Here is a 12761-nt window from a genome sequence, read left to right as displayed (position 1 = left end):
CGCACCAAATTGGAACAATAATAATGTCTTTTGCCAAAATTTATACGCGAGGCTTGCTGGGCCTACATGCGCCTTTAATTGAAGTCGAAGTTCATGTGAGTTCGGGCATGCCTTCGCTCACTATAGTAGGGCTTCCCGAAGCGGCGGTACGCGAAAGTAAAGATCGGGTACGCTCTGCCATTTTGAATAGCGGCTTTCAATTTCCGACCAAACGTCTGACCATTAATCTGGCACCAGCAGATCTGCCAAAAGATGGCTCACGTCTGGATTTACCGATTGCATTAGGCATTTTAGTGGCTTCAGGCCAGCTGCCTGAAGATTGCACCGAGCATCTTGAATTTATTGGAGAATTGGCTCTCGATGGTCAATTACGTCCTGTCAGCGGCACCTTGAGTATTGCGATTGCCTGTCAAAGTGACCAGCATCAACTGATTTTGCCTGGCCCAAATGCACAGGAAGCCTGTCAGCTCCCAGACTTTAAAGTCTTTGCAGCCCATCATTTAAAAGAAGTGTGTGAACATCTTTCCCAGGCGCAGCGTTTGCCTCAAGTAGAAGCCCGCCCACTCGCTAAAGACCATTTTTATAAGTTTGATCTGGCGGATGTAAAAGGACAATTGCGACCACGGCGTGCTTTAGAAATTGCCGCGGCAGGTGGTCATTCCCTGCTGTTTCGAGGCCCACCTGGAACAGGCAAGACCTTGCTGGCTTCTCGATTGGCCAGTATTTTACCGCCCTTAAGGACGCAGGAAAATCTGGAAGTAGCCAGTATTTATTCGGTGGCGAATGCCAATCACCCTTTTGGGCAACGCCCGTTTCGAGCACCACACCATACTGCTTCTGCGGTAGCATTGGTTGGTGGCGGCTCATACCCCAAGCCAGGAGAAATTACTCTGGCACATTTAGGGGTTTTATTTCTGGACGAGCTACCAGAATTCGACCGCAAAGTGCTGGAAGTTCTACGTCAGCCTTTGGAAGCAAAGGAAATTGTCATTTCCCGGGCATCACGCCAGATTACTTTTCCCGCCAATTTCCAGTTGGTGGCCGCCATGAATCCCTGCCCGTGTGGTTATGCCTTTAATCAGGATATCCGCTGCCAATGTTCACCGGAAAGTATTAAACGCTATCAGAACCGGATTTCAGGCCCGTTGCTGGATCGGATTGATTTGCATATTGATGTACCGCCATTACAGGCGCATGAGTTACAGGACAATCGACCTACAGAAAACTCAGAAACGGTTAGACAACGCGTCATTGCAGCCTATGAAATTCAGATGCAACGGCAAAATACCTCGAATATGAGTTTGAGTCCAAAGCAGCTAGAGCAATATGCCGCATTAGATCAGTCTGCTCAGAATATGCTTGAAATAGCTCAACAAAAACTGAATTTATCAGCACGTGGCTATCATCGGGTCTTGCGTGTTGCACGCACCATTGCGGATTTGAATCAAAGTCCAGATATTCAAAGTCAGCATCTTTCGGAAGCCCTGTCTTATCGCGGGCAGCAGCAGATTTAGATCATTAAAAAAAGGCGACCTAAGGTCGCCTTTTTATCTAAAGAGGATTAGAAGCTATAACCGAGTCCGAATACAACTTTATTCTTTTGTTTTTCATCAAAACGGTCATAACCACCCAAGATATAATTCATGCTTGCAGTTACACCTGTGTCACCAAGTGGCTTACTTAAACCGATGTCAAAATGACGGAAACCAAAGCTTTCCGTAGTTCCTTCAATAAAGTCACCTGATTTTTCATAAGCATATAAGCCTAAAGCTGTATCCAAGCTAAAATCTTGTGGTAAAGCATAGCTATAAGTGGCTTTTAAATAGGTATCACCCGCATTGCCCCAAGTGGTATCTTCAAGAAGAGTTTGTGCTGTAACACCCAAATCTTTATAGCTCATACCCAATAACAGCTCAAATCCATCAGAATTGACATCAGATTCATAATAATAATAGTAGGTCGTACCGATCGTTAAACCTAAGTCATCATTGACTGCATGGCTATAGCCAGCATAGAAGTTATTTTCGAAAGCATCACGTCCTTCTTCAGACAAAGTGTAATCTAGCGTAGATCCCCACCAACCTGCATAGAAGCCAGACGCATGGTTATAATCAAGTCCACCTTGTAAGGTAGCGCCGCTATTTTCAGGAATGTTAGTAATACCACGCAGGTTATAGCTTGAGAGTACGCTGATATTTCCAGATACCGTATGTTCAGCAACAGGTTCTTCAGCAAAAGTAAAAGAAGATACAGCGCCCAATAAAGCAAGAGATAATACTTTTAATGTTAATTTCATTGTGTGGCTCCCCCAGATCGTCTGAGACGTTTTTATGATCATTGATTAAACTCAAGCTCCAAATTTGCAAGAGCTATGCCAATCTGGATAAAAGGAACCAAAATAATAAATCTAAAAATACAAATAAAATTTAAGTTATTGTTTTTAATTTAAAATTTAAATTATAAAAAACTGAATTATCTAGGCTTTCTTTTAAATAAATGTATTTAAGGCTATTTCATCACTTTTTTAATACTTATACATAATCATTTACAATTTGCCCCATTTTGATTCCATTTTTGTAATGATTAAAATTTGTGCTAAAAAATAGTGCGTAATTTTTGATCATATTTTTCTCCCGTTTCAAAATAAATAAGCTGATCACATTCATTTCACCACTTTAGAAATATCATTTATAATTTCCAATAAAATTATGTTTTTACTCACTTTTTACCGATAGGTTAGAAATTAATCACCTCAAATCCTTGCTATTGTTTAATTTGAGTTAAAAAAATCTAAACTTTAGTGGAATATATCCAATAAAAAATGACATTTTTTCAGCAATTCTTATACAATTCCTAAAAAATTCCGATCAATTTGTATAAGGCTCTCTTCCCAATGCAAAATTCAAAAAAATTAACATTAGCAGTTTTGATTCAGGCTGCTTTGGTTTCTACCGCTTTCGCTAGCGAGCAAAGCGAGTCTAAAGGTTTTGTAGAAGATGCTGAAGGTTCTGTACTTTTCCGTACCGGCTATTTGCACCGTGACAAGAAAAATAACGTACCAGATACGAGCTCATTTGCACAAACTGCGATTGTTAAACTAGACTCTGGCTTTACTCAAGGTACTGTAGGCTTTGGTGCCGGTATTATCGGTGATGCATCTTTCAAATTGGGTGAAAATGCACATGCCGGTAATGACATGATTCCTCAACATCCGGATGGTTCAGCTTATGATCATTGGGCACGTGGCGGCGCATATGTAAAAGCACGTGTTTCAAACACGACTGCTACTTATGGTACTCAGGTTTTAGACTTACCTGTACTTGCAAGCAATACTGCGCGTTTAGTACCTGAATACTTTACAGGTGTATTGGTTGAAAGTAATGAAATCGAAAACTTAAGCCTCGTTGCTGGTAAATTTACTGAAAACCAGCGTTCAAGCCAGATCAAATCTGATGGTAATGAATTGGATCGCGCAATAGTTTGGGGTGCAAAATACAAATTTAATGATGCAGTGAATGCTTCTTACTATGGTACAGACATTAAAGACCGCCTAGAGCGTCATTATGTTAATGCAAACTATAGTTATGCATTGGCGAATGGTAGTACTTTAACTCATGACTTTAGTGGCTATCATACTGATTGGGATAAAAAGTCAGATGGTGGTGCATACACTTATTCGCATACCACAAATGATCTAAATAAGTTAAGCAACAATATTTGGGCAATTTCTACGACCTATAATAAAGGTCCACACAATGTCATGCTAGCTTACCAACAAAATACAGGTAATACAGGTTATGACTATGGTTTAGGTCAAGGTGTAGGTGATGGTCATCAAACCATTTATATGCCGAACTCATACCTGTCTGACTTCATTGGTAATGATGAAAAATCAGCACAGCTTCAATACACTTATGATTTCAGTGCAATGAATGTTCCTGGCCTATCTTGGACTTCTGCATTTGTATATGGTTGGGATATTGATGTTGCTAATCAAAATGATCGCTCTCAATTAATCACTAGTGATGCTCAAGAACGTGAATTCTTTAATCAGGTAAAATATACAGTTCAATCTGGTTTTGCTAAAGACACCAGCTTACGTGTACGTCACTCATACTACCGTGCGAGTGATGAATACCAATACGGAAACTACATTGGTGACACTAACGAATGGCGTATCTGGTTAGATATTCCTGTGAAATTATTCTAATTCACACGAATTTCAAGCAATAAAAAAAACCTGCACATTGTGCAGGTTTTTTTATTCCAGGCTTTAAAAAGTTAAAACCTGGACGACAAAAAGCAATTATTTATTTGCTTCTGCATAAGCAGCAATTGAGTCCAGTACTTCTTGTTTTGCAACATCAGCACCTTCCCAACCACTTAACTTAACCCATTTGCCTGGCTCAAGATCTTTGTAGTGCTGGAAGAAATGTTCGATCTGGCTGATCAACAATGGAGGAAGATCAGTATATTCCTGAACATCTTTGTAGATTGGAGTCAGTTTGTCATGTGGAACTGCAACCAGTTTCGCATCAACACCACCGTCATCTTCCATGTTCAATTTACCGACAGGACGACAACGAATGACTGAACCTGGCTCTACTGGATGAGGCGTTACCACCAGTACGTCTAATGGGTCACCATCAAGCGATAGTGTGTTTGGTACATAACCGTAGTTTGCTGGGTAGAACATTGCTGTACCCATGAAACGGTCTACAAATAACGCATCAGAATCTTTATCGATTTCGTATTTGATTGGTGCTGCATTTGCAGGAATTTCGATGATCACATAGATATCGTTTGGCGCATCTTTACCCGCTGGGATATTGCTGTAGCTCATAGCATCACTCTTTAACAAGTTATATCTTTTAAAAAACCGCGACAATTATAACGGTTTTTAAAGATTTTTTTGGATTTTAAAATGTTGAACTGTAAATATGTCCGTAGACCTGATGACTTAAACCAACTTGATGATCAGCAGCAATAAAGTCACAGGGCATAACATCGAGAGCAACCATACAATGGAGCGTAAAGTCGCCCAGTTGGCCAAATAGCAGATTCCGTACAACACACGAAAAACCAGATAAGCCACACCAAAAGTCATCACTACACTTTGCGGCACCACCATATATTCCGCCATTAAAATAGCAGCAATAAAGAGTGGCAAACTTTCAAAGCTGTTCTGCTGGGCAGCATTGGCGCGACTGGCCAAGCCTGAAGACTTTTCTAAAAATGCCCGTGGGTTCTGATTGTCTTTGCTGCTGAAGCCTGCTGATTTTTTTGCAATCAATGTAAACACATAAGGCAAAAGACAAGCGGCCAAAATGAGATAAATAACCCCACTAATGCTGTGCATCTGTTTTTTCTCATGAAAATTTTATCTGTATCATAGCATGGCATTTCGTGAATAAATTTTGTTAAATAGAGTGCTTTTTATTACTTGTTAAGGATTCACTATGGTCGCGCCTGATCAAAATGAAATGTTCGATGTCCTCGAGAAACAACGCCAGCATCAACGTCAAGTGGATCGCGTATTAAAAATTGTGCTGCCGATCGTGGCATTTCTGATGGCTGTCATTTGTGCCAATATGAATATCTGGTCACCAATCTTCACCTTTGCCATTTTATGGATTGCCTTTTATTTTGTAGGCATCAAGCGTACGCCTCTCTGGCACTGGCTGGTTGCGATTCTAGTTTATTGTGTGATCGACAACATTCTAAGTTATGGCAGCTTTAATCAAACCGGATTTACCCGTCAGTTTGGCACCATGTTTATCTTCTTGGGAGTAGTTGGTGTAGGCCGTCCTTATTTTGATCGCTGGTTAATGAAAAAATAAAAAGTCCAAATCAAAAAAAGCGCCTGACGGCGCTTTTTTTTGCAGGTATTAGGCTGTTTTACGCAGATCTTTACGCAGGATTTTACCTACGTTTGATTTTGGCAATTCATCCATAAACTCGACATAACGTGGACGTTTATAACCGGTCAGGTTTTCTTTAGCGAATGCTAAAACTTCTTCTGTGGTTAAAGACGGATCTTTTTTCACGACAAACAGTTTTGGCACTTCACCTGATTTTTCATCTGGCACACCAATCGCAGCCACTTCCAATACTTTTGGATGAGTTGCTACAACTTCTTCAATTTCAGATGGATAAACGTTAAAACCAGACACTAGAATCATGTCTTTCTTACGGTCTACAATTTTCACATAACCACGTGAATCCATGACACCGATATCACCGGTACGGAAGAAGCCATTCACCATGACTTTTTCAGTTTCATCTGGACGGTTCCAGTAGCCTTTCATGACCTGAGGACCACGGATTGAAATTTCACCTTGCTCACCCAGTGGAACTTCATTGCCTTCATCATCCAGAATAGCCACTTCAGTCAATGGCAATGGAATACCAATGGTGCCACTGAATTCTTCAGACGCAGGTGGGTTCGCTGTTGCCACTGGAGAGGTTTCAGATAAGCCATAACCTTCAACGATATTGGTTCCGGTAACTTTCTTCCATGCTGCTGCAGTAGAAGGAAGTACGGCCATACCGCCGCCCATCGCCATTTTCAGTTTACTATGATCAAGTTGCTTAAACTCTTCATTGTTTACCAACGCATTGAACAGTGTATTCACTGCCGGGAAGAAAGTCGGTTGATATTTACGTAGCTCTTTCATCACCGCAGGTAAATCACGCGGGTTTGGAATCAGAACGTTCGCCTGACCTTTGTACATACCGTAAAGTGCGCACACCATGAAAGCAAAGATATGATAAAGCGGTAAGGCACAGAAAATACGGTCATCTGGCTGGCCATCTTGCGCACCAAATTTACTCTGAAAGATGCCGTCACACTGCAACATGTTCGCAACCAAGTTACGATGCGTCAGTTCAGCGCCTTTAGATACACCCGTCGTACCACCTGTATACTGAAGAACTGCTGTATCGCTAAGGGTCAATTCAGGGCGTTTATAGTTACTTGGATTAACTTTAGATAACGCCGCATTAAATCTCACATGGCCTGGGATATCCCAAGCTGGAATTTGCTTGCGTACAGAACGCAATACAAAGTTCACCAGTGTCCCTTTCAAGGCACCCAGCATATCACCGACAGAAGCTACCACGACATGTTTCACCGGTGTTTTACCAATAATCGCTTGATAAACAGAAGCAAAGTTCTCAATAATCACCAGTACTTCAGCGCCAGAGTCATTTAATTGATGCTCAAGTTCACGTGATGTGTAGAGTGGATTCACGTTGACCAGTACCAAACCTGCGCGGAACACCCCAAGTGCCACAACCGGATACTGAAGAACGTTTGGCATCATCACTGCCACACGTGAACCTTTTGCCAACCCCAAGCTTTGTAGATAAGTTGCAAACTTGCGGCTCGCCTCTTCCAATTCATTGAAAGTCATGGCCTTATCCATAAAGATAAAGGCATCACGCGAGCCGAATTTTTGGAAATTACGCTCAAAAATATCTACTAGAGAAGTATTTTCTGCTGGTAATTCTACTGTTTCTGGAATCCCTGTTTTTTGGTATTCAGCAAACCAAATTTTTTCCATAATGGCCATCTCTCCAATCATAATCCTTAGTATTTCAACTGTTTTTTTCAATATCACACGCCATTTTTAGACTTGTATATGTGCGATATTGCATCCATCTTGTTGAATCGTTGTTCATATATAACGTATTTCGCAGGATGGATGCTAGTCTTATCTTTGAATCAACAGTTTATTTGCTTTTTGATATCCGCGTGGTAAAAGCTGTCCTTTTGTACCGCGCTTGCCGATATATTTTCGCAAATCATCCCCTTTTAATTTTAACTGCTGTTGTCCTGCAAGCACTTGAATTATTTCATCAAGCTTGAATATTGTCATGGACAAAACTTGATCACCATCTTCAAGTTGTATCAATTTATTTCCTTTACCTTTATTCAATACAGGTAATTCTGCTAAATCGACAATCAACAGGCGTCCTGCTGAACTGAGCAGTGCAACATGCGTGACATCATCGAGTGGCTGCAGGTTCATGACCTCTGCCCCTTCAGATAAATTCAGGAAAGCTTTCCCCGCTTTGGCACTGGTATCCAGCTGCTTGGCTTGGGTTTTAAAGCCATAGCCTTTGTTGCTTGCTGCTAGAATTTCAGTTTCATCCTCTGCCACCAGAACCTGTTTAAAACCTACCCCGCTGCCTGGAGACAGTTTTGAACTGAGTGGTTCGCCGAGACCACGCGCAGATGGCAGCGTGTTGATGGCCAAGGCATAGCTACGCCCAGTGTCATCTAATACATAAACGCGTTGATTGGATTTGCCCTGTGCATGACTCAAGTATTGATCACCAGCACGGAAATTCAGATTTTCTGCATCGACTTCATGACCTTTGGCACAGCGAATCCAGCCAGCTTCTGATAACACCACCGTTACCGGATCGGCCGGCAACATTTCAGTTTCATTAATTGCAGCAGCTTCGGCACGCTGTACGATTGGCGAACGGCGATCATCACCAAATTTCTTGGCATCGTCTTTCAGCTCAGAAATAATTAGGCTTTTTAAAGATTCCGGATTGGCCAGTTGTTCACGAATCACTGCCGCTTTCGCTTCCAGTTCTTCCTGTTCGCGGCGCATTTCCATTTCTTCAAGCTTGGCCAGATGGCGTAATTTTAGTTCCAGAATCGCTTCGGCCTGAATCTCGTCAATATTAAAACGCTGCATCAGTACCGGCTTTGGCTGATCTTCTTCACGGATAATCTGAATCACTTCATCAATATTCAGATAAGCAATGATCAGACCACCGAGAATATGCAGACGTTTTTCGATCTTGTTCAGATGATATTGTAGACGACGCGTTACCGTGGTTTTACGGATCTCAATCCATTCCAGCAAAATACGACGAATCGATTTCACCTGTGGACGACCATCCGCACCAATCATGTTCATGTTGACGCGGTAGCTGGATTCCAGATCAGTCGTAGCAAATAAGTGACTCATCACCGATTCGGCATCAATACGATTCGAACGCAATACAATCACTAAACGGGTTGGATTGGCATGATCCGATTCATCCCGTACATCACTGACCAATGGCAGTTTTTTGGCCTGCATCTGATCGGCAATCTGAGTGATAATTTTGGAACCTGAGACCTGATATGGCAATTCAGTGATAATAATTTCGTTTTTATCGACGCTATAGACCGCACGCATGCGGTAGCTGCCACGACCTGTGGTCTGAATTTTTAACAGTTCAGCAGGCGGGGTGATAATTTCAGCTTTGGTCGGCAAGTCTGGCGCAGGAATATATTCTGCGATTTTTTCATCGGTCAGGTTCGGATTACGAATCAGGGCAATGGTACCTTTGACTACTTCACGCAAATTATGCGGCGGAATGTCAGTAGCCATACCAACTGCAATGCCAGTGGTACCATTGAGCAAGATATTCGGTACACGTGCTGGCAAGTTCACCGGTTCTTTCATCGAACCATCAAAGTTGTCCTGCCATTCACAGGTACCCTGACCTAGCTCAGACAGCAACAGTTCACTGTACTGGGAAAGCTTGGCTTCGGTATAACGCATCGCTGCGAAAGACTTCGGATCATCCGGAGAACCCCAGTTGCCCTGTCCTTCAATAAACGGGTAACGATAACTAAAGGGCTGCGCCATCAGCACCATGGCTTCATAACAGGCTGAGTCACCATGTGGATGGTATTTACCCAGTACGTCACCGACCGTACGTGCCGATTTCTTCGGTTTGCTGGTCCATTTCAGGCCCAGCTCACTCATGGCATAGACAATCCGGCGCTGTACCGGTTTCAGGCCATCGCTAATATGAGGGAGTGCCCGATCCATAATCACGTACATGGCGTAATTTAGATAAGCTTGTTCGGTAAATTCTGCTACGGAACGGTTTTCTGTCGCATGATGCGCAAGGCTTGTCATAACAACCTATAGTCCTAAATAATTCGTTTTTGTATCAATGTTTCTTATGCTAAGTCGTGGCTGTAGATGACACAAGGGCATCAAATCGTTCAGCGCGACAATTTGTGTCTTATGGCCTAAAAATATCCACTTTATAGGCCCTAAGCAACTAAAAAATCATTCTGTTTATAAGCCCATCGATTCCAGGGTCTTGCCTTTGGTTTCTTCACCCAGGACCAGAATCACAATCGCAACAGCGACCAGAACCGCAGTAAACATGGTAAAGACATAGCTGAAACCATTGGGCATGCCCATCAGATGGGTTACGGCAAAGGGTGCTGCGATGCCGCCAATCCGGCCAACAGCACCGGCCCAGCCTGAACCAAAGGCACGGATATTGGTCGGATATTGTTCCGGGGTATAAGTATAGAGCACGCCCCAGGCGCCCAGATTAAAGAAGGACATCAGACAGCCCCAAATCACGATTTCAGTAACACTACCCGACTGACCAAAGAAATAGGCAGAAATCGCGCACATGCCAATAAAGCCGGCCAAAGTCGGCTTACGACCGAGTTTTTCGACCAGCCATGCCGCCACCAGATAACCGGGCAACTGCGCCAGAATCATAATCAGCACATATTCAAAAGACTGGACAATGCTATAGCCTTCTTTGACCAGTAAACTTGGCAACCAGGTAAAGATGCCATAATAGGAAAAGATAATACCGAACCAGATCAGCCAGAGCATAAGCGTACGGCGCGCAAAGATACCCGACCATAACTGGGAAAATGAAATATTCTGCTTCTCTGCGACCGGTTTCACTTCAAAAATTTCATAGACTTGAACGCCACATTGACGCTCAATCTTTTTGACCAGTGCCGAAGCTTCCTCTATACGACCACGGTTAATCAGGAATGGAATAGATTCCGGTACCATTTTCCAGATTACAATGGCATACAGCGCAGGCAGGCCACCAATCATGAAAGCAGTTTGCCAACCAAAATCAGGAATAACAAAGCGCGATACCAGCGCCGCAACCAGCCAGCCTAGCCCCCAAAAACTTTCCAGCAAGACAATAAAACGGCCACGCACATGTGCAGGAATATATTCACTGACCAGCGTTACGGCCACGGGTAACTGACCACCCAAGCCTAAACCGACAATAAAACGGAATACTAGTAGCCAAGTCAGATTCGGTGCAAAAGCGCAGGCTGCCGTGGCCAAGCTATAAATGACCAGAGTCGCAGCAAAGACTGTTTTACGGCCAAAACGGTCTGCCAGGCCACCTGAACAAATCGCCCCGATTGCCATGCCGACAAAACCGATCGACACTACCCAGCTTTTTTGATCGGCAGTCATCTGCCAGTCTTCGGCCATTTTGGCCAGGATAAAGGAAATCAATCCGGTATCCATCGCATCAAACATCCAGCCCAGTCCAATCACCACCAGCAAGGTGTAGTGAAACCTACCAATCGGTAAGCGTTGTATGCGAGAAACTAAATCCATAACAAAAATCTCTGATCAGGTGGAACGGGAGATGCTGCTTTCTCAACAGGTGGGCTGCTTTGTATTTTTTATACTACGAATTGAGCTGAATGCGGCTATTTTTATTGCCGCACTTCATACATTTAAAAATCAAGATTCGTCTTTGGAAGATGCCGAGTGCTCATCATCATCTTTATAAATGAATTTTGGCATTTCCAGACCAAAATAGATGGCGATTAGACGTAAGCTAAAACCAAAAATCAGGGTAGACAGAATGGTCAGATCCTGCGACAAACCGTAATGACTACAGAGCCAGTAAAAGATCACTGACACAAAGGCAATACTGGCATACAATTCACGGCGGAACACCAGCGGCACATCATTACATAAAATGTCACGCAAAATCCCGCCAGACACTCCGGTCAAAACACCGGCGACGGCGCTGACCACAAAACCATGTCCCATTTCCAGGGCAATCTGGCAGCCAATAATGGTAAAGCCAATGAGACCCAAGGCATCCAGCACTAGGAAGACATTACGTAACTGTCGCATCCATTTGGCAATCAGGATCGTCACGAAGGCTGCGCAACAGGTCAGCACCAGATATTCGGGATGTTTGACCCAGGTCAAGGGATAATGTCCGAGCAGAACATCGCGGACCGAACCGCCACCCAGTGCAGTAACACAAGCAATAATCATCACGCCAAACCAGTCCATGCTGCGCCGGCCAGCGGACAATGCCCCGGTCATGGCTTCAGCGGTAATTGCAATAATATAGATGACGGTCAGTAACATCGCCCTGCTTCCACCTGAGGCTTTGAGATGGCGGCTATTCTAAGCTAAATCTGTGTGAAAGTTATAAGAATCCGGCACAACATTGCTTAAATTTTTTCCCCGAGCCACAAATGCAGGCCTGTTTCATGGTGATGGTCTGGTTTGTAGTCGGATCCAGAAAATACCAGCGACCTTCAAACTTCACAAAATGCGAAGCTTCATGATGAACCTGTGCCTGCTTGCCATCATGATAATGTGCCTTAAACTCGACCAAGGCATGATTTTTATCTAGTTTTTCATTGATTTGAACAAGTTCAAGTTTTAACCACTGATTGGCTTTACTCCATTCACTAATTGCCTGCAGGTCCAGCGCCTGTTGCTGACCCAGCGCAGTCGTGGTTTTAATGTAATCGATTTCATGCTTGGCAAAGGCACTGTAACGGGAACGCATGAGTTGCTGTGCAGTCTCTGCGACCTTTTGCTCTGCATGCAGTGGCTGACAACAGCTGTGATATTCGCCTTGTCCACATGGACATGCTTCTGACATTTCAGTTCCATAAAAATAGCCCGACAATGCGGGCTATTTTA

General features: G+C 43.3%; 11 protein-coding genes. 3 read left to right on the top strand and 8 right to left on the bottom strand.

What is annotated here, in order from left to right:
• Nucleotides 1–23 precede the first annotated feature (23 nt).
• A complete protein-coding gene (locus NI470_RS06130; protein ID WP_253148007.1) occupies nucleotides 24–1514 on the top strand; it encodes a YifB family Mg chelatase-like AAA ATPase in 1491 nt (496 codons plus the stop codon).
• A gap of 47 nt (nucleotides 1515–1561) precedes the next feature.
• Here the strand turns inward: NI470_RS06130 and NI470_RS06125 are convergent, their stop codons facing one another.
• A complete protein-coding gene (locus NI470_RS06125) occupies nucleotides 1562–2296 on the bottom strand; it encodes a TorF family putative porin (protein ID WP_180037303.1) in 735 nt (244 codons plus the stop codon).
• Nucleotides 2297–2893: 597 nt separating this feature from the next.
• On the opposite strand from NI470_RS06125, the gene NI470_RS06120 reads away from it, so the two are divergent.
• Nucleotides 2894–4210, top strand: a complete 1317-nt coding sequence (locus NI470_RS06120) for an OprD family outer membrane porin (protein WP_253148008.1) — start codon at nucleotides 2894–2896, stop codon at nucleotides 4208–4210.
• A 96-nt stretch (nucleotides 4211–4306) separates the two neighbouring features.
• Here the strand turns inward: NI470_RS06120 and ppa are convergent, their stop codons facing one another.
• Both ppa and NI470_RS06110 read right to left on the bottom strand, forming a co-directional pair.
• Nucleotides 4307–4843, bottom strand: a complete 537-nt coding sequence (gene ppa / locus NI470_RS06115) for an inorganic diphosphatase (RefSeq protein WP_004281037.1) — start codon at nucleotides 4841–4843, stop codon at nucleotides 4307–4309.
• A 117-nt stretch (nucleotides 4844–4960) separates the two neighbouring features.
• Nucleotides 4961–5359, bottom strand: coding sequence for an MAPEG family protein (locus tag NI470_RS06110; RefSeq protein ID WP_180037305.1), 399 nt, complete (start codon nucleotides 5357–5359; stop codon nucleotides 4961–4963).
• 100 nt (nucleotides 5360–5459) lie between these two features.
• Here NI470_RS06110 and NI470_RS06105 point away from each other — a divergent pair, with 100 nt between their 5' ends.
• Nucleotides 5460–5840 carry a hypothetical protein gene (locus tag NI470_RS06105; RefSeq protein WP_004732541.1) on the top strand — a complete coding sequence of 127 codons (381 nt, stop codon included), beginning with the start codon at nucleotides 5460–5462 and terminating at the stop codon, nucleotides 5838–5840.
• Between the two features lie 48 nt (nucleotides 5841–5888).
• Here NI470_RS06105 and NI470_RS06100 read toward each other — a convergent pair whose 3' ends face one another.
• From NI470_RS06100 to NI470_RS06080, 5 genes are all read right to left on the bottom strand, one after another.
• On the bottom strand, nucleotides 5889–7565 hold the full coding sequence (locus NI470_RS06100; protein WP_004644897.1) for a long-chain-fatty-acid--CoA ligase: 1677 nt from the start codon (nucleotides 7563–7565) through the stop codon (nucleotides 5889–5891).
• Between the two features lie 150 nt (nucleotides 7566–7715).
• Nucleotides 7716–9935, bottom strand: a complete 2220-nt coding sequence (gene parC, locus NI470_RS06095) for a DNA topoisomerase IV subunit A (RefSeq protein WP_253148009.1) — start codon at nucleotides 9933–9935, stop codon at nucleotides 7716–7718.
• A gap of 165 nt (nucleotides 9936–10100) precedes the next feature.
• Nucleotides 10101–11420 carry a niacin transporter NiaP gene (gene niaP, locus NI470_RS06090; protein WP_004281032.1) on the bottom strand — a complete coding sequence of 440 codons (1320 nt, stop codon included), beginning with the start codon at nucleotides 11418–11420 and terminating at the stop codon, nucleotides 10101–10103.
• Nucleotides 11421–11549: 129 nt separating this feature from the next.
• Nucleotides 11550–12194 (bottom strand): trimeric intracellular cation channel family protein, encoded by a 645-nt coding sequence (locus NI470_RS06085; protein WP_004644893.1) that lies wholly within the window; start codon nucleotides 12192–12194, stop codon nucleotides 11550–11552.
• 61 nt (nucleotides 12195–12255) lie between these two features.
• A complete protein-coding gene (locus NI470_RS06080; RefSeq protein WP_253147161.1) occupies nucleotides 12256–12720 on the bottom strand; it encodes a YchJ family protein in 465 nt (154 codons plus the stop codon).
• Nucleotides 12721–12761 lie beyond the last annotated feature (41 nt).

This window comes from Acinetobacter lwoffii (assembly GCF_024129115.1).
In the GTDB taxonomy this organism is placed as follows: Bacteria; Pseudomonadota; Gammaproteobacteria; order Pseudomonadales; family Moraxellaceae; genus Acinetobacter; species Acinetobacter lwoffii_T.
This window is presented reverse-complemented; position numbering and strand designations above follow the sequence as displayed.